Below are 18,979 nucleotides of genomic sequence, written 5' to 3' on the forward strand. Positions count from 1 at the left end.
ATTCTCAGTGTCAAACACTTTTAAAAATTAATTTCTACTTTCTAAAAGTAGGAGCGAATTATCGCTTAAAGCTAGTTGCCTTACTAACATTCTGCGCTGAAGCCTTGTGGCGTCTGCCGTGTCAGTGAGGCGGCATTATAGAGATGTTCATCACATTGGCAAGTGTTTATTAAAGAAAGATGCAAAAATAACGATTACATGGCGAATAAACACTCAAAGCCTTATTTGTGCAAGTTTAACTACAGAGTACTTACAAAATAACCACAGACTTATCCACAATTGATCTAATTTTCATCCTAGAAAACAAAAAAGCTGCCTCATGGCAGCTTTTTAAATGGCAACGAGTCTAAATCCCAGAACCATATTGCTCTCCATCATCTTCATGGAGACCACATTCGCGTTTCAACCCATTAAAACGAGTTTCCTCTTCAGTCATACCCGGTTCCCACTTCTTAGTTGTATGTGTATCTCCAACAGAAAGGTAACCCTGCTCTCGAAGCGGGTGATAACCGAGACCATGCTCTTCTAGGTAATAGTGAACATCTTTATTCGTCCAATCGATTACCGGCAAAAATTTAAACACACCATTTTGGATAGATAAGATTGGCAAATTTGCACGCGATTGAGATTGCTCTCTTCTTAAACCGGAAAACCATGTCCCAGCCTCGAGCTCATCCAACGCTCTTCTCATCGGTTCAACTTTATTAAGCTTGTTGTACTTCTCTATCCCTTCTATACCTTGATCCCAAAGTTTTCCATATTGCGCTTCTTGCCAATTAGGGCTCTGTTGGGCGCGAAAGACTTGAAGGTTTAGAGTCAACTTCTGACTTAACTCATCAATAAAGCGATAGGTCTCCGGAAATAGATACCCTGTGTCAGTCAAAATAACCGGAATATCTGGTTTTGCTTGGGTCACTAGGTGCAACATCAATGCTGCTTGGATTCCGAAACTAGAAGACACAACATGTGTCCCTTCTAAATTATCTAAAGCCCACTTAACTCTTTCTAATGCGGTTAGCTGCTCTAACTCTGCGTTGATTTGTCCAAGACGAAGTATTTGCTCCGTCTTAGTCAATGCGAGTAGCTCTGCTAACTTCAATTTTGAAGCGACAGAATTATGCATGCAGATCCCTCTTGGAAATGATCACCTCTTCGATGATGCCAGCTCGGATTGTAAAATCACCGAACCCTTCATTGTCGTTACGTTCCGTAGCCCAACGTCCCACCAGCGAATCAATCTCTTCTAAGATCTGAGCTGAAGTGATGTTCTCTTTATACATCTTAGGGATACGAGTTCCGGCTTTGTTGCCACCTAAGTGCATGTTGTAACGCCCCGGAGCCTTACCCACTAAACCAAGTTCAGCCAACATTGCACGACCACAACCGTTTGGACAACCTGTGATTCGAAGGATGATGTTATCTTCTTCTGGTAATCCATGTTTTTTCAGAATGTCTTCAACATCCGTTACAAACTCAGGAAGAAAGCGCTCAGCTTCTGCCATTGCTAAAGGACATGTTGGGAAAGCCACACACGCCATTGAGTTTTTACGTTGCTCTGAAACAGCATCATCCATCAAGCCATATTGACGCGCCAGTTTTTCAATCTTGGCCTTTTGACTCGTCGACACACCCGCAACAATTAGGTTTTGGTTTGCAGTCATGCGGAAGTCACCTTTGTGGATCTTCGCTATTTCAGCAACACCTGTTTTCAGAGCTTTACCCGGAAAATCAAGTAAACGACCATTCTCGATGAATAACGCCAAGTGGTGCTTACCATCAATGCCTTCCGCCCAACCAATGCGATCACCACGGCCAGTAAACTCATAAGGACGGCTTTCAGAAAATTCTACGCCTGCACGCTTTTCTACTTCTGCTTTGAATACATCAATACCAACACGGTCTAGTGTGTATTTGGTTTTTGCATTCTTACGGTTTGAACGGTTACCCCAGTCACGCTGAGTCGTTACCACCGCCGCTGCTACATCTAACGTTTTATCTAATGGCACAAAACCAAAGTCGTCAGCTTTACGTGCATAAGTAGAGGTATCACCATGTGTCATAGCAAGACCGCCACCGACTAACACATTAAAGCCCACCAGCTTTCCGTCTTCAGCAATAGCAACAAAGTTAAGATCGTTAGCATGGACGTCCACATCATTTTGCGGAGGAATGACAACCGTCGTCTTGAACTTACGCGGTAGGTAGTTGCTACCAAGGATAGGTTCTTCATCCGTTGTTTCTAGTTTTTCACCATCTAACCAGATTTCTGCATAAGCACGAGTCTTCGGTAATAGATGTTCACTGATCTTTTTCGCCCACTCGTAAGCTTCTTGATGAAGTTCAGATTCAACCGGGTTTGTCGTACATAGAACATTTCGGTTTACATCACCCGCTGTCGCAATTGAATCAATGCCAATGCTATTTAGCGTTTGGTGCATCAACTTAATGTTCGGCTTCAAGACACCGTGGAACTGAAACGTTTGACGAGTTGTTAGACGAATTGAACCGTAAGAGGTACTTTCGTCTGCGAACTTATCAATCGCCAACCACTGCTTAGGGGTAATGATGCCACCAGGCATACGAGCACGAAGCATGACGTTATGTAACGGTTCGAGCTTTTGTTTGGTACGTTCGTTACGAATATCACGGTCGTCTTGTTGATACATACCGTGGAAACGAATCAACTGAAAGTTATCAGCAGTAAAGCCACCTGTTATGCGGTCTTGGAGATCTTGTTCAATCGTACCGCGTAGGTTATTACTTTCACGCTTAAGACGCTCATTGTCAGCCAAAGGTCCAAGTACTTGACCTAGCACTTCTTGCTCTATTACTTGCTTGCTCATTAGTACACATCCCTTTGGTAACGTTTCGCTTTACGTAAATCATTAATATATTGTTCAGCTTGCTCGCGGCTCTGGTTGCCATGCTTTTCCGCTATCGAAACTAACGCTTCATGAACATCTTTAGCCATTCGAGTCGCATCGCCACAGACATAGAGGTACGCGCCCTCTTGCAGCCATTGCCACACCTGCTCTGCTTGTTCGATTAAACGGTCCTGAACATAAACCTTTTCTTTTTGGTCACGGCTAAAGGCAACATCGAGCTTAGTTAGCGCGCCAGACTTGAGGTACTTTTGCCATTCAACTTGGTATAAGAAATCTTGAGTAAAGGTACGGTCACCAAAGAACAACCAGCTTTTTCCTTCAGCATCATTGTTTTCACGCTCTTGAACAAAACTGCGGAACGGTGCGATACCGGTACCCGGGCCGACCATGATGATTGGTGTATTGTCGTCTTGTGGTAATTTGAAGTTATTGTTGTTCTCAACAAACACCTTCACTTCACCACCCTCTTCAAGACGTTGAGCTAAGAAGCTAGAAGCTCCGCCTAAACGAGACTCTTCGCCTTTTTGGTATTCAACCAAACCAACCGTCAAGTGAACTTCTTCATCTACTTCTGCTTGGCTTGATGCAATAGAATAGAGACGCGGTGTCAGCTTACGTAACAGGCCAATTAACTCATCAGCCGATAGCTTAGTTTTCTTCTCAGCTAAAACATCGACAACTTGAGTATTACCCGCGTATTCACGAAGCTTGTCTTTATCTTCCACCAGCTTGATTAACTTCTTGCTGCCCGATAACTCAGCAAACTTAGTCACAAGTTGAGGGTTTGAAGTGGTAATCTCAAATTTACTCACTAGCGCACTATGGATAGATAGATTCTTACCATCGACATCGACACTTTCGATACCCGATAACCCAACCTTAGAAAGAATCTGATTTGCGAGTTCTGAACTGTTTTCATACCATACGCCTAGCGCATCGCCGGGTTGGTAGGTAATGCCCGACTCATCAAGATCAATCTCGATATGACGAACATCTTTACCCGAGTCACGACCGGTGATCTTTTGACTGGTTAATAGTGTCGCTGTATATGGATTTTGTTTGGTGTATTGCGAATGACCGGCGGCCGCTTGACCGACTGGTAATTGAACCACATCGGCTTCAGTGCCTGTCGATAGCGTCTCTTTTACTTGCTCTAATGCTTTAGCGCGCCATTCCGTTGCTGATTCTTCGTAATCAACATCACAATCAAGACGGTCGACAAACGATTTCGCACCAAGCTTAGCGAGGAAGCTATCGAAGTCTTTAGCCGTTTGGCAGAAGAACTCATAGCTTGAGTCACCTAAACCAATCACACCGTATTGTAGGTTTGATAATTTTGGCGCTTTCTTCGATTGTAGGAATTCATGCAACTCAATCGCGTTATCAGGGGCTTCGCCCTCACCATTGGTTGAAGCCACAAAAATGACGTGTGTCTCTTTGGCTAGGTTCTTACCTTTATAATCACTTGCATCGAAAAGCTCGACAGCAATACCTAAGGCTTTTGCTTCTGCCTCTAGCGATTCAGCGACGCCTTTCGCATTACCGGTTTGAGAAGCGAAGATAATGCTGAGCTTACCCGCTGGCTTAGCCGCTACTGCAGCGGCCGCTTGAGCGATTGGCGCAGCAGCACCGACAGGCTGAGCTTGGCTCACTCCCCAAAGGTAACCACTGACCCATGCCAGTTGTTGTGAAGACAGTTCAGAAACAGTTTGCTGAAGATGACCCAATTGTTGGTCATTAAGTGGTGCTGCTAGCCCAGGTAACTCATTAGCCCCAGACTGTGCATTATTATTTTGTGAAGACTCTTTCTTATTTAAAGACATGGTCACGACATCCCTAATCATTGCGTGACGATAGATTAACCACTCCTTTTAATAACAAGAAAGAATAGAAAAGTATGTTTTATAACTTTTTGGAAGTAAAAACCGATTGAAACGTAAATTGTCTTACTGGTTTTCAATGCGTACTTGCTGAAAGCCAACCGCCATTGCCGACTTAGATGCTAGGTCTAAATCCGCGTAATGACATTCTTCACCATGAACATCAGTAAGCAGAACGAAGCCACCACCCATATGACGAAACTCCACAACCCAAGACCCTTCTTGAATTGAGGGCTCTATGATGGCTTCAACTAACAGGTTTTCTCTATATAAATTTCTCAATTCATTGAGTGTCATATTCCATCCCTTGCTTTGACCTCACTACATAGACCTTATAAGAATAGACGCAAATTGGCTCTCTGTATTAAGGATGGTCGAAAGTGATGAATGTGCTAACTAATTCCAGAAAGATATATACTCAAGTAACCAATAGATATAAAAAAACGCCACTTAATAAAGTGGCGTTCTTAAAATTCGTTCTAAATTTGCTTTATATGGCCTAGAAGCGCACTTCAGCACCAGCAAACCAACCATCAACCATGACAAAGCTCTTGCCTAGTTCTGAGCTAAAGAACTCATCCGAATCTAAATCGATAACACGGTAACCACCACGCAGGGCAATTTCAGATTCTGCTACTGGAATTCGGTACTGAACACCCGCCATCAAGTCAGTGCTCTTAATACCACTGCTATCACCAAACTCGATGGTACCAATGATATCGAAGTTGGTGTCCGGCACATTGATCTCTGCGTTACCGTAGAAGCTCCACGTGAACTCATCAAACGTCGATGTTTTCGCACCTGTTGCTTTTGGTTCAATGTAATTCGAGTTTGAGTATTGAGTAAACGTCACACCCGCATCGAAGTTCATCAGCTTGTGATCTAACAACGTGTAATAGAAGGTGTAATCGTACTTATCGAAAGCCAATGAATCTGCATCAACAGAAGTATAGCGAAAGCTAGCGTTTGGTAGCATCGGGGCATTATGCTCAAATGCGAAATACAACGAAGGTGAGTTAGAGTCATCATCTTGTCTAACTTCGTTTAGCTTTGTACTTCCCCACCACATATCGGCACCGACTTTAGCCGTGTAAGAAAACTCTTCTTCAGCAGACACTGCCGAGCTTAAAGATAGCATTCCCACTAAAGCAATTAATGGCATTTTATTCATTTGAGATAGCTCCAATTCCATATCGTTGTGCTAATTGTATGCACATTCATAGATTATTGGGGAAAATTCTACCACACATCTTAAATTCTAAAACGATAAACCGCTGACGAGTAAAGATTTGACGGCACGATGACCTTAGTAACGTCTCTGGTTAGAACTGTGTACAAAATTTTTGAAAAACCACACACCGATTGCAATCACGATCAACCAAGGCAGTAACTTAAACACGACGCCCATCATACCTAAGACCAACATGACTAATAACGCCACTCCGGTTGCAGCCAATACCGTCATAAACGTGATACCAGTGACAAGTAGAGTTGCGACGAAAATAAGAACAAAGATTAATTCAAACATAATGGTCTCCCTAATGAGTTAATGACCTATCTTTCCTACTTTCTAACATTGCAGCTTCCATACCAAGTATGCCAACCCAAGAAAATCCTTATTTATCAGATAAATAAAAAGCCACACATCTTCATGCGTAGCTTTTCGGAAACTTGTAGTGGTAAATTTAGCCTCTAATGGCGAATTTAACCTTAAGTTTTTAACTTAGAGGGAGCTTAAACATTTAGCTCTTTAGGGATCTTAGCCAATGCTGTTTGCATCACTTCAATACCTGCACCTTTCTTATGTGCGTTTTCACTGATGTAGCGACGCCATTGTCTTGCACCAGGCATGCTTTGAAACAAACCAAGCATGTGACGAGATATGTGACCTAAGCTTGCGCCATTTGAAAGTTCACGCTCGATGTACGGGTACATCTCTTCGACAACCTGTGAGCGCTTCTTAATTGGTGTGTCTAAACCAAAGATCTGTTGATCAACTTCAGCCAAAATAAATGGGCTATGGTAAGCCTCACGACCAATCATCACACCATCAAGGTGTTGCAAGTGCTCCTTAGTTTGCTCAAGAGTAGTAACGCCACCATTCACGGCAATCACCAGATCAGAGAAATCTTTCTTGATTTGGTATGCACGATCGTAATCTAGCGGTGGGATCTCACGGTTCTCTTTCGGGCTAAGGCCACTCAACCACGCTTTACGCGCGTGAATAGTAAATTGCTCACAGCCACCTTTTTCAGAAACCGTCGAAACAAACTTAGTTAGAAACTCATAAGAGTCTTGGTCATCGATACCGATACGCGTTTTCACGGTAATTGGAATATCAGTGACTTCTTTCATCGCTGAAACACAATCTGCCACCAACTCGGGCTCAGCCATCAAGCATGCACCAAATCGACCATTCTGAACTCGGTCTGAAGGGCAACCTACGTTAAGATTCACTTCATCATAACCGCGTTCACCAGCAAGCTTGGCACAAGCAGCAAGATCAACCGGGTTTGAACCACCGAGTTGAAGTGCAAGAGGATGTTCTTGCTCGTTATATTCAAGAAAGTCGCCCTTACCATGTAAGATCGCGCCCGTTGTTACCATTTCCGTGTACAGAAGAGTCTGCTGAGAAAGCAAACGGTGAAAGTAACGACAGTGGCGGTCAGTCCAATCGAGCATGGGTGCAACGGATAAGCGGTTAGCCGCGTATTTACTAGTATTGTCAGGTTTCATAAGGTGTTACTCGAAATCTATATACTGCATATATATACAGCAATTTGCTAGAGTTGCCCCAAACTCACCCTTTCAGTACGCATATAGTACGTATCGATGGAGTAGGACGAATGGCATCATTTAGCATTAAAAAAAGAACACTAAAAAGCGGTGAATCACGCTTCACAGTGGACATTGTAGTCAAAAAGAATTCGGCGATTATACACAGGGAATCGAAAACATTCAGGAAAAAAGAACTCGCTAGAACCTATGCAAACAAGCGGGTTCTTGAGCTAGAAAACCCTGACGAATCCGGACAGAAATCCGTACCGTTGTACGTACTTCTGGACAAGTTTATGGAAGAGCCTGATTTATGGGATAAAACAGGACGAACGAAGCAATACGTAATTAAGCTTCTTCGTGACTGTGACATATCCAAGGGTGAAAGCGACAAGCTAAAAACTAGCGACTTAATCCAACACTGTAAAAATAGAAAAGGTGGAGGAGCTGGCGGTGCAACGGTCTATCACGATGTTGCTTACCTCCGTTCTGTGATGAAAAAAGCAAAACCTGTGTTCAATATCGCGGCCAACTTTCAGATATTTGATGAAGCAATTCCGGTTCTCATTGATATGGCACTAATAGGTAAAAGCCAGAAACGAACACGTCGCCCAACTTCTGAAGAACTGAAACTCTTAAAGCTTGGATTAGAACAACGTGAGTCTTTCCGGCCAAACGGCACAACTCGAATCCCATTCACTGACATTCTAGAATTCAGCATTCTTACTTGTATGCGAATTGGTGAAGTCTGCAAGCTGCGTTGGGAAGACCTCAACCAAGAACATAAAACGATACTCGTTAGAGACAGGAAAGACCCAAGGAAGAAAGAAGGTAATCATATGATTGTGCCGTTGCTTGGCGATTCATTTGAGATCGCACTGAAACAACCAGACAAAGGCGAACTCATTTTCCCGTACAACTCACGAAGTGTTAGCGCAGGCTTCCAAAGGGTGAGAAACGAATTAGGTATTGAAGATCTGAGATATCACGACTTAAGAAGAGAGGGAGCAAGTCGGTTGTTTGAGAAAGGGTACTCAATAGAAGAAGTAGCTCAAGTAACTGGGCATAGAAACTTAAACATTTTGTGGCAAGTTTACACTCAGTTAAACCCATCAGAACTGCATCAGAAGTCTCAGACTCGCAATAATTTTTAATTATTTTCTTCAACCAGATTTAATGTAAGTATTTAAATCTATTAAATAACCTCTTTTTACGGATATTTTTGTCAATAAAATCAATCACAAAACAACTCAATACCACTGTAGACTATTGATATTGATGATAGAATTTGCGGCCTAACTACAAACAAAACCCGCAGAGGTACATATCTTGTCCACTACTTCTATCGCAATCACTGACGAAAAGTTAGCTTGGCAATTTTTAGAGCAAGCACTTGAAGGCAAGTATGACAACGATGTTATTGAGCTAGACTTTGACAAATGGCCGCAGTTCCATATCAACGTAAAGGGTGACCGATATAATTCTACAATGACGACATCTATGATGAAATCATTGGTTGACTTACAGAACCATTTAAATAAAGTCTACGCCGAATTGATTTATGGGAAATCGGCTAAGTGCTTAACAGCTTCAGAGCGAAAAGCACTAGAGATCGTTTTTAAGGTCGAGCAAGGAAGTTCGAACGTAACTGCGGACTTAGGTGGTTTCTTCACAGAACTAGGTAAAACTGCAATGGAAAAAATGACTGGCAAACAAGTTGTTACTGTTGTCTTAGGTGTTGCGGCCATATGGGCGGTACAATCTACATATAACAACTACTTAGGCGCACAATCGAAAGACACCGAAGCAGCTAATAAACAAGCTATCACTATGGCTTTAATACAGAACCAACCTCAGCTAAAGGAAATTAGCGAACAGGGTAACCAAGCTATGCTAAATGTATTGCGTAGTGTTCCTGACGCCACTCAAGTTTCAATAGATAAAACAACCTTATCCAAAGCACAAATTGAGGCAATTACCCATAAGGCAAAGCAAGAAAGTGATTTGCGTCGTCTAGATGGCGAATACAAAATTAGCTTACTCAAACATAAACCCAACAGCTATAGAGTTGAACTGTTAAGCATTGCTACTGGTGAAACAATCGGGACTGAGTTATTTAAAGGACATTTAAGTATTTCTGAAATGACACAGATAACGAATGCTTTCGTCTCGCAAACAGCAATCCGACTAAATGTTGCAGGGCGTGTAAATTCTAACTCTGTGGTATCAGCAAATATCGTTGGGGTTAACAACCAAGCCAATGGTGATCAAGTCGACCAAAAAATGCTAAGAGTTAGCAAAGTCGCGAATCAAACCCCTCCAAAATCAAGCAATTAAAAAACTCAACCAAGCACTACTGCTTGTGCTTGGTTAAGTTTTTACTCACAGATTCCGTTGGTTCTCCAACTTTACAATCCGCTGATCCATCTTTTCCATCATCAAGCGCAGCCACTTAACGTCTGTTTTGAGTGTAATGCCCACACCGACACCACTAGACAGGGCACTAGCAACAGCGACTATTAGTGTTTGATACTCTGCCATTACTTGAACTCATTGCGTAGGGTTTCCCATAGGCCAAATACTATTGGGGCACTTGCGCCAATAATGCCACCGAATTGAACACCGTCTGCCGATACGCTCGCGGTGATAAGTTCAGGGTGACCAGCTACCAAAGCAGCTCCCGCGCCAAGTAACGCTAAACCCTTTTTAGTGGAAGGAGCAGATCATTTTCTTCTGTTCACTTTCTATGACGCGGACTTAAATAACCAACTTTTCAAGTTCGATTCGGTGAGAGGCTTTTCCTTTACTGTGCTTTACCCATAAACGCTTTGGTTGGTATCCATTGGCACGGACCTCAACATCATAATTACCCTCTGGCAATCGCATACCGGCTTGGTACCTAGGCTTAATATTCATTATTCGAACCTTAAAACCCGGTTGGTTCTGTGCATTTGAATTGATGTACATAGGAAACTCCGTTTGGGCTTCATTATTGTTTTTAGCTGAACTCACCGGTTCGCTCTCAGCACGCTGAGTTAAATGACGAGCAAAAACACCATCTAACTCCGCTACCGAATGCTCCAAAGAGGTAGAAAACCCATCAGTAATACGCATACTTTTGTCTATTTGAGCGCCAAGTGGATGAATCAACGGTTGAGTATGTATCACCCAACGAACGGCATAAGAAGCCGACGGAGATAGTGTGTCACTGACTTGCTCTAAGAAAAAGCCAATCGTTGAGTCCGTTTGAGTGTACTTGGATGAAAATACATTCACAGGCACAACAAGAATAACGAATATGACGATAAACGAGCTGCCTATATTCAGAGCCTTGCTCTTCAAGTTCGGTGCTGGCCGTGGTTTATGGTAATTCATCAACACGATAAATTTTCCTGGCAGCTTAAACACCGTTAGGACAACGAGAAATAGCGATAGTCCCATTGATATTGGCGGCACAATGATAGAACGCAATGCCGCTTTGCCTTGTTCAGCATAAGGGCCATCATCAGCAAACTGAGCACGTGACGCCTCAATATAACCTAGCCAATAATCTCTCTCACGCCTCACATTTGGAACAATAACCTGTTGGTAAAATTGCTTATTATTCCACGTCGCCATCATGGGCTCGACGTAATAACGTTCGCCCATACGATTCTTTATTTGTTGCTGAACTTCGGCTACTTTTTGAAAATCATTCCAAGATAAGTTCGGTTCAATGTCGTAACCCCGCTGCTTTGCCTCGGCATGCCAACGAGCTTTGGTGTCCTTCATAACTTTGTTTCTGACTGCATTTTTAAACACGCTAATTTGGTTTATTTGCCAATTGGAGTCTAAATGGATCCCCTTTCGATGAACTTGAGTACGAACCTTACTTGCTGTTGTAGAGTGGGAGCGAAACTCCGACATAGAGTCGATTCCCATAGGATAACCGGTCTCTTTTAAGAACTGTTTTTGCCACACTGCCAGTATTCGTGGTGTGTAATGAGCGACACTATTGGTATACGTTTTATCTTGAATGGCTTCTCCAGCTTGCCCTGTCGCCTGCTCAATACCGGCTTGGATAACTGATAAGCCTAGAGAACCGAATGCTTCCCCCCAAGATGTTTCACCTTTCGTTCGTCGAAAGGTTTTCTCTAACCAATAATCCATCGGTTGGTGGGGAATCGAGTTATCTTTTAATAAGCGTTCATAGCGATCTTCAATGCGGCTGATACAATTGGCTCTTGAGCTTCCTTTGCGTTTATAACAGCGTTCTTTATCATCAAATAGGTCAAAAATAGGTTGTGCAACTCTTTGTGCTCTCGCCTCTGCTCTCGTTAAATAGGCCTTACTCGCCTGTTGATAATCACGATACCCCGTCGCGACGGTCGACTCGACCTCTTCCCACGCTTGATTGGCCTTTTGATGGCGAGACTCTACCGTCTGATTATACGCACCAACATGTTTTTTATATTGATGCCACGATTGCTGAACTTCACTCCGTAATACTTTATAGTTCGCATAGTGCTCATCGAAATTGGCGTTTGCTCGATTTTGAATATAACGATCCAAAATTTGAACTTTCTTATCATCAATATGACTTAAGAATGCATCATTGCTGTAAACCAACCCACCGATCAAAGCGAGAAAAGTCATTTCTGACGACTCGGTACTCGCCTCTGAGTTATAAGGGATCCCTTCGATATTAATCGCATTCATCGCTAAACTAGATCGCAGTACAGAGGAAAAGAAAGCCTCCTGTCTCTGCTTTGCACTACTCGGTTCAATCAACCATTTATCTATTACCGCCTTTTGACCAAAAAAAACCGTTGGCCAAACCAAAGCTGTAATCACGACCAACGATGAAATAGCGCGAAACTTCGTCGTGGTCAGCCATCCTTTAAGTAGAAAATCCGCAACAATTAAAGTCACCCCGATCCCTGAGATGGTTCGGCCAAATAGCTCCGTTTTATGTAATTGAGCATCACTAACATCGATTCCACCCGCAATTTCAACCAACTTGGCGTTGAAAGCGACTTCAGGAAAAAGATAAAGAAGTGAACAAAAAAACAACAAAACAGCCAACCATTTCGGCTTCTTATTATTTGTGGTTATTACGTCCTGGCTAGGAACTGGTTTCATCTTAACGCTTCCATAATTTGTCTATCCCTGTTCTCATCAAACATCATTTTTCTGTCGGCATCGAAATGCTGATCGCATCGTTACTTAAATTTAAATCTTCATCTTGAATATCAAACAGCACTGCTGGCTTCGCGCTCTGCGTTGTTTGCGTTCTTTTTTTCACACCTTTCACGCTAGCAGGCTTGGAATATGACACACTCCTAATGAGACCTCGGTTAGTGATGTAATGGCCATCTTTGAGGTAATCTATTTGTTCATAGAGTCGGTGAAAATCAGCGTCATTGGGTAGGCCAGCAACGGTTTCGCCTGCTAACGTTGTGGGTTGGTAGCCATTTGATTGAACGACAAGCTGTGGAGCAAGCTGCTGACAAATAGAGAACTTACTGGTATCCATGATCGCCTCATCTGGCAGAGGTCGACCTGCCTTAGCTAACGAGACCAATTGATCTTGGTGGTAATCCGTTCCGTTAATCGTATAAGTCACCACCTTCATGCCTTGCGCTTTCGCACGGCTGTAAATTGTCGCATATTGTCGGTAACTTCTTATATCAACATGTAATCCACTATTGGGGCCAAGTATTCGTTTTACCGTTTTAGCGGAATGTTTGGGCTTATGCTTACGATAACGCCCCTCCATAGCAAAGGCGCGATCGATATTCTTTTTATTTTTCTGATAATAATCATCAGAACCCATGCCTCGTTTTGCATCCCGCTTAAACTGAGCAACCGACGCCGAATGAGGCTCCCATACATACCCAAGATAAACACTTGAATTGATTTCCCGCATTTTTTTCAGAACGTCCATATCCATTGATGAATAAAAATAGTTTCTATAGGGGAGACTTTGTCTGGCCATTTCGTCGAGTTTAAACAAATCTTCCATGGAGCCATCTGATGTTTTTATTTCAATATTAAGGGGTTGTTCAATCGTTGCGTAATGGTACCAATCATTCACGGCTTCATTGAAATAAGCGGGACGATACCCATCTAATGTTCCGTCAGGGCTCCTTCCACTCAGAGAGTTCCACTCACTACTCTTCATACGACTCACGCGATATCGCTTACCATCACTACGAGCGGTTGCTCTTCCTGTTTCTATGTCGTGATGTACAACCCAATCTTTATCACGCGTCAGCATCACATCAATTTCTGCTCCATCAAAACCACTTACCGCCGCCATTTGAATCGCATTACGAGAGTTTTCAGCATAATTAGAGCTGCCACGGTGGGCGATAACATCAATAGGGCACTGTCCTTTGATGTAAGAGATATCCCCTCCCATGGTTTGATAAAGATTGCGCGATTTTAACGCCAACTGCATATCACGAAACATTTCTCGCCCCTCTGCTGAGTTATGATTCGAGATTAGTTTTGCATCTGCAGGTAATCCAAGCCCTCGCTCCAAGGTTGGTTGTGGTGGTGGTGTTACTTTATCTGTAGATGAACATCCCTGAATAAGAGCAATAGTAGTGACAAGCAGCCCTCTTGAAAGCGTGGTTACACGTGAAGGTGGTGAAAACATGAGATCCTTATCCGTTGGTAGCTTATATGTGACATAACTGGGTTTCACACGCTGAGCACGACAAAGTCGGCCTCCAAGCACGGAGACCGCAAAGTGCTAATATATGATGACTCCAACCATTGATTTCGATTGTTGATATGTTGTTGGAGTGGACGTATTTAATGGTTCAATTTGATTGAAAGCAAAGGCTCAAAAACTCATAAATACAAATCATGATTACATTATTTCATCAAATAATAATTGAATAAGCCCTTGTTCATCTGGGATGTCATACCCCTTTCGACATGGATAAGCCAAACCATCTGTGAAGTTCAAAAACGAAAAGCTATTGTCTATGCTTTCGCTCCCCTCTTCATCCTGCCATGGTTCAATAGTACTGTTCTGTTTAGTCACGATATAACCACACGAATTGACAGGCATCTCGGTCTTACGATTTAAGACTATTTTATGATTGGAATTATTGTAGTGATTTACTCGAATCTTACCGGCTAACGCTAGATATATCGCCCCTGCGGCGCCCAAAAGCAAAGTATGGCCGATAACTTTACCTGTCGCACTCGCTACGGCGATTCCAACATTAGCAGTCGCACTCGCGATGCTTTGACCTCGGTTTCCATAACGGTCTGTAGAATACACGTAATCCACGCTATGTTTTCTTTCAACGCGAGCACGTTGTCTGACAGGAGTATGGTTTATGTACTCTTGACCACCAAAAGCATCAAAGTTGTGTATTAATACCGGAACACAATGATAAGTTTCTCCATTCCAGTTCACTACACGAGCCTTCATTTGCCATGGATAATACTCTTCATCTAAATATTTCTTACATAAAGCTGGTAACAAATGGCTAAGTAACGCTGTGTTGTGATCGCTCTGCGCCATGTTGTACAGTCCTTGCGTTATTGATCGGGCCTGCTCTTGATCTCCTGATCTTGCGGCAACGATAAAGAGAATGACCTCGCCCCAAAAAGTATCGTTGATCAAGTAGTCAACCGGCAAATTATCGATTTCGATTAAAGCTCGTGGAACATCTTCATCGGACAAAGCCTCCAATACTGCAGACAAGTGATGCACGCGATCTTGAGGCTTTGCAATAGGTTCGTAATATGCGTCCCATCGTTCAACAAAGGTCTTCCAACGCATTATTTTTTTAAACTCCTCAGTTACTCCTTCCGTGGTGAGTAACTTAGGTTCAATATATTTTGCAATGTGCTTTTTATGACCGTCTCGCTTTTTCATCGCCTTTGTGTAAATTTTGCTATCAGACTTGAATAAGTGCAGTGCTAAACCATAGCTTTCATACCATTCACCAAGGTTAAGATGACTACTTTCTAATGAAGCTTTAGCCAAAGCGTCAAAATGCTTTTTCATTTTATTCCCTTCCAATTTGACGACTTAAATAAAGATAAAGGCGATGACTAAAATAATAGCTGCGGCTATAGCCAGTTTGATGTATCGCTCATTTTTTTTAACTCTTGGTTCTTCCACTTCTTCAAGCTTATCCCTCATGGCCTTAAAGTCATCCAAACGTTGTTGATAACGTTTTTCTCTTTGATTATAGATGGACAACAGTTTCAGAAATGATTCTTTGTTTACTTGCTCCACAGCTTAACTCCAAGCATTTGAAATTAAAGACTAAAACTACAATACACCATGACAAGCTCATGTTGACAGGAGGGGTCAATAGTCTTCTTCTAGTCTATATTAGGCATCGATCTTATCGAATAAGGAACAATATGCGATAAGAAATGTGATTTAAAACAGCACATTATTGTAAGAAAAATTAATTGAGCTAAATTGAACTCAAATGAAGATGTCATATCAACTTTACCTCATACTTTTTTATAAACCTATTCACCAGATCTCTAATTCAACCTCATTAATCAGTTATGCCTTGAGTCACACTGTCATTTTGAGTTACCTTGTCTTATTCAAAGTCGTGGGTCACAATACGCTCTGTACCTGACTTTAATAGAAATCATTGGCTCCCAAAACGTAGTAACCTAGAAATAAGGTTTGATTAGGGATGTCCGATTGAATGGTGAAAAATTTGGACCACACATTAATAGAGCAAGTTGAAGGGATATGCGCATCGCGAGGCGTTAGATTAACACCTCAAAGAAAGCGAGTGTTTGAGCTCATCCTCTCTAATAAAAAAGCCTCCAGTGCTTATGAATTATTAGAGCAGTTGAAAGTCAGTGAACCGCAAGCCAAGCCACCTACAGTATATCGCGCTTTGGATTTCTTGTTGGAGCAAGGTTTCATTCACAGAGTTGAGTCAACCAATAGCTTCATATGCTGCTGCTCTTGCAATGCCAACAAACATTTCTCCCAACTACTGATCTGCGATAAATGTGGCACTGTGATAGAACTGCAGGACGATGCGCTTGTCACCCTACTCGCCAGTAACGCTGAGAAGCATGGCTTTCAATTGACGAATCATGTCATTGAATCGCATGGCATTTGCCAATCTTGCTCCTCCGAGATGAAAGAATAAGATTATAGAAGAACATTATGCGCGCTGAATTTGTAAACCCGTTTTTAGCTTCTTTGATGAACGTATTAAAAACGATGGCTTCTCTAGAATTGAAGCCACAAAAACCGAGAGTTAAGAAAGATGAAATCGCTCGTGGTGATGTATCCGGCCTAATTGGTATGGTGGGTACACAATCTCGTGGCTCTATGTCGATCACCTTTGATGAAGGTCTCGCTCTCGAAATCATGGAAAACATGCTTGGTGAACGACCAAACGGCCTCAACGAAGAAGTGACCGATATGGTGGGTGAAATCACTAACATGGTGACTGGCGGTGCGAAACGTATTCTTGCGGAAAGCGGTTTTGACTTCGATATGGCAACACCAATCGTGGTTTCCGGTAAAGGTCATACGATTCGTCACAAGTGTGATGGGGCAATCATCATCATGCCTTTCTCATCTCAATGGGGTAATGCTTTCATCGAGATCTGTTTCGAATAGAGACAATCGAGTAAATATAAAACGAAAGGCTGACGTACATACGTCAGCCTTTTTTATTGCCGTAAAATCAACGGACATAAAAAACGCCAACCGAAAGGCTGGCGTTTACAGTTATTACTTGGTGTTACTTAAACAGTCTTAAGCTTTAAGCGCTTTAAATGCGTTGATTAGACCGTTAGTTGAGCTGTCGTGAGACGTTACTTGAGCATCGTCAGCAAGCTCTGGAAGAATTTGGTTTGCTAGTTGCTTACCAAGTTCTACACCCCATTGGTCGAAGCTGAAGATGTTCCAGATAACGCCTTGAACGAAGATCTTGTGCTCGTACATCGCGATTAGGTTACCTAAAGAGCGAGGGTTGATTTGCTTAACAAGAATAGAGTTCGTTGGACGGTTACCTTCAAATACTTTGAAAGGTACAAGCTCAGCCACTTCTTCAGCTGTTTTGCCAGCCGCCAGGAATTCAGCTTCCACTGTCTCTTTTGTCTTACCGAATGCTAGTGCTTCAGTTTGAGCAAAGAAGTTAGACATCAACTTCTGGTGGTGATCAGATGCTGGGTTGTGGCTGATAGCAGGAGCAATAAAGTCTGATGGGATCAGCTTAGTGCCTTGGTGAATCAGTTGGTAGAAAGCGTGCTGACCGTTTGTACCTGGTTCACCCCAGATGATAGGACCAGTTTGGTATTCTACTGGATTGCCGTCACGGTCAACAAATTTACCATTCGATTCCATGTTGCCTTGTTGGAAGTAAGCCGCAAAACGGTGCATATATTGATCGTAAGGTAGAATTGCTTCTGACTCAGCGCCGTGGAAGTTGTTATACCAAATACCGATAAGCGCAAGGATTACTGGAATGTTGCTTTCAAACTCAGTTGAAGCAAAGTGGTTATCCATCTCGTGAGCACCTTCTAGTAGCTCAACGAAGTTATCGAAGCCAACAGATAGTGAGATAGAAAGACCGATTGCAGACCATAGTGAGTAACGACCACCAACCCAGTCCCAGAATTCGAACATGTTGTCAGTATCAATACCAAACTCAGCGACCGCAGTTGCGTTAGTTGATAGTGCTGCGAAGTGTTTAGCTACGTGTGCGTTGTCACCCGCTTCAGCCAAGAACCAATCACGTGCAGAGTGCGCGTTAGTCATTGTTTCTTGAGTCGTGAATGTTTTAGATGCCACTAAGAATAGCGTTGTTTCTGGGTTAAGAGGCTTAAGTGTCTCAACGATGTGAGTGCCATCTACGTTAGAAACGAAGTGCATGTTTAGGCGAGTTTTGTATGGCGTTAGTGCTTCAGTCACCATGTATGGACCAAGATCCGAACCGCCGATACCGATGTTTACAACATCAGTGATCTCTTTACCTGTGTAACCTTTCCACTCACCAGAAACGATGCGGTGTGTGAACAGTTCCATTTTTGCTAGTACAGCGTTAACTGCTGGCATTACGTCTTTGCCGTCAACCATTACTGGCTTGTCGCTACGGTTACGTAGAGCAGTGTGAAGTACTGAACGACCTTCAGTCTTGTTGATTGCATCACCACCGAACATTGCTTCGATTGCAGACTTAACTTCAGTCTCGTTCGCAAGAGCAAATAGGTGCTGCATAGTTTCAGCATCGATAAGGTTCTTAGAGTAATCCACTAAGATGTCAGAACCGAAACGAGTAGAAAAGCTCTCGAAACGCTTTGCATCTTGAGCAAACAGCTCTTTCATATCCATATCTTGAGCAGACTCAAAATGTGCCGTTAGAGCTTTCCACGCTTGTGTTTGCGTTGGGTTGATATTTTTCAACATGGTATCTATCCCGATGTTACTGTAGGTTT

Annotated in this window: 17 protein-coding genes; 4 read left to right on the forward strand and 13 right to left on the reverse strand. The window is 42.7% G+C overall.

Annotation, left to right across the window (positions count from 1 at the left end):
* Positions 1-346: 346 nt before the first annotated feature.
* The 7 genes from AB4558_RS09220 to dusA form a co-directional block, all read right to left on the reverse strand.
* The gene (locus tag AB4558_RS09220; protein ID WP_017059954.1) at positions 347-1,123 is read right to left on the reverse strand and encodes a phosphoadenylyl-sulfate reductase; all 777 of its coding nucleotides are present in this window, start codon (positions 1,121-1,123) and stop codon (positions 347-349) included.
* On the reverse strand, positions 1,116-2,843 hold the full coding sequence (cysI, locus tag AB4558_RS09225; RefSeq protein WP_017065747.1) for an assimilatory sulfite reductase (NADPH) hemoprotein subunit: 1,728 nt from the start codon (positions 2,841-2,843) through the stop codon (positions 1,116-1,118). The genes AB4558_RS09220 and cysI overlap by 8 nt, the downstream gene beginning before the upstream one ends.
* The gene (locus AB4558_RS09230; protein WP_372158691.1) at positions 2,843-4,708 is read right to left on the reverse strand and encodes an assimilatory sulfite reductase (NADPH) flavoprotein subunit; all 1,866 of its coding nucleotides are present in this window, start codon (positions 4,706-4,708) and stop codon (positions 2,843-2,845) included. The genes cysI and AB4558_RS09230 overlap by 1 nt, the downstream gene beginning before the upstream one ends.
* A 123-nt stretch (positions 4,709-4,831) precedes the next feature.
* Complete coding sequence (locus AB4558_RS09235) at positions 4,832-5,062, reverse strand: hypothetical protein (RefSeq protein ID WP_004735813.1); 231 nt, start codon at positions 5,060-5,062, stop codon at positions 4,832-4,834.
* A gap of 202 nt (positions 5,063-5,264) precedes the next feature.
* On the reverse strand, positions 5,265-5,936 hold the full coding sequence (locus AB4558_RS09240; protein ID WP_372158693.1) for a TIGR04219 family outer membrane beta-barrel protein: 672 nt from the start codon (positions 5,934-5,936) through the stop codon (positions 5,265-5,267).
* A gap of 135 nt (positions 5,937-6,071) precedes the next feature.
* A complete protein-coding gene (gene pspG, locus AB4558_RS09245; protein ID WP_017059950.1) occupies positions 6,072-6,293 on the reverse strand; it encodes an envelope stress response protein PspG in 222 nt (73 codons plus the stop codon).
* Between the two features lie 206 nt (positions 6,294-6,499).
* Positions 6,500-7,501: a tRNA dihydrouridine(20/20a) synthase DusA gene (gene dusA, locus AB4558_RS09250; RefSeq protein WP_016787865.1), complete on the reverse strand. Its 1,002-nt coding sequence runs from the start codon at positions 7,499-7,501 to the stop codon at positions 6,500-6,502.
* A 110-nt stretch (positions 7,502-7,611) separates the two neighbouring features.
* On the opposite strand from dusA, the gene AB4558_RS09255 reads away from it, so the two are divergent.
* Both AB4558_RS09255 and AB4558_RS09260 read left to right on the forward strand, forming a co-directional pair.
* Positions 7,612-8,694 (forward strand): tyrosine-type recombinase/integrase, encoded by a 1,083-nt coding sequence (locus tag AB4558_RS09255; RefSeq protein WP_372158695.1) that lies wholly within the window; start codon positions 7,612-7,614, stop codon positions 8,692-8,694.
* Positions 8,695-9,040: 346 nt separating this feature from the next.
* A complete protein-coding gene (locus AB4558_RS09260; RefSeq protein ID WP_372158697.1) occupies positions 9,041-9,877 on the forward strand; it encodes a hypothetical protein in 837 nt (278 codons plus the stop codon).
* Between the two features lie 203 nt (positions 9,878-10,080).
* Here the strand turns inward: AB4558_RS09260 and AB4558_RS09265 are convergent, their stop codons facing one another.
* From AB4558_RS09265 to AB4558_RS09285, 5 genes are all read right to left on the reverse strand, one after another.
* Positions 10,081-10,212 (reverse strand): hypothetical protein, encoded by a 132-nt coding sequence (locus AB4558_RS09265; RefSeq protein WP_017059946.1) that lies wholly within the window; start codon positions 10,210-10,212, stop codon positions 10,081-10,083.
* A gap of 85 nt (positions 10,213-10,297) precedes the next feature.
* A complete protein-coding gene (locus tag AB4558_RS09270; RefSeq protein ID WP_372158699.1) occupies positions 10,298-12,661 on the reverse strand; it encodes a hypothetical protein in 2,364 nt (787 codons plus the stop codon).
* A gap of 43 nt (positions 12,662-12,704) precedes the next feature.
* Positions 12,705-14,183, reverse strand: a complete 1,479-nt coding sequence (locus tag AB4558_RS09275) for a glycerophosphodiester phosphodiesterase (protein ID WP_372158701.1) — start codon at positions 14,181-14,183, stop codon at positions 12,705-12,707.
* 216 nt (positions 14,184-14,399) lie between these two features.
* Positions 14,400-15,554, reverse strand: a complete 1,155-nt coding sequence (locus tag AB4558_RS09280) for a hypothetical protein (RefSeq protein WP_102394619.1) — start codon at positions 15,552-15,554, stop codon at positions 14,400-14,402.
* A 24-nt stretch (positions 15,555-15,578) separates the two neighbouring features.
* Positions 15,579-15,788 (reverse strand): hypothetical protein, encoded by a 210-nt coding sequence (locus AB4558_RS09285; protein ID WP_372158703.1) that lies wholly within the window; start codon positions 15,786-15,788, stop codon positions 15,579-15,581.
* A gap of 433 nt (positions 15,789-16,221) precedes the next feature.
* On the opposite strand from AB4558_RS09285, the gene zur reads away from it, so the two are divergent.
* Together zur and AB4558_RS09295 are read left to right on the forward strand one after the other, a co-directional pair.
* On the forward strand, positions 16,222-16,680 hold the full coding sequence (gene zur, locus AB4558_RS09290) for a zinc uptake transcriptional repressor Zur (RefSeq protein WP_017059941.1): 459 nt from the start codon (positions 16,222-16,224) through the stop codon (positions 16,678-16,680).
* A 17-nt stretch (positions 16,681-16,697) separates the two neighbouring features.
* A complete protein-coding gene (locus AB4558_RS09295) occupies positions 16,698-17,159 on the forward strand; it encodes a chemotaxis protein CheX (RefSeq protein ID WP_017059940.1) in 462 nt (153 codons plus the stop codon).
* Between the two features lie 138 nt (positions 17,160-17,297).
* Here AB4558_RS09295 and pgi read toward each other — a convergent pair whose 3' ends face one another.
* Complete coding sequence (pgi, locus tag AB4558_RS09300; RefSeq protein ID WP_017071572.1) at positions 17,298-18,950, reverse strand: glucose-6-phosphate isomerase; 1,653 nt, start codon at positions 18,948-18,950, stop codon at positions 17,298-17,300.
* Positions 18,951-18,979 lie beyond the last annotated feature (29 nt).

Origin of the sequence: Vibrio sp. 10N.222.51.C5 (assembly GCF_041474575.1) — a bacterium.
In the GTDB taxonomy this organism is placed as follows: Bacteria; Pseudomonadota; Gammaproteobacteria; order Enterobacterales; family Vibrionaceae; genus Vibrio; species Vibrio crassostreae_C.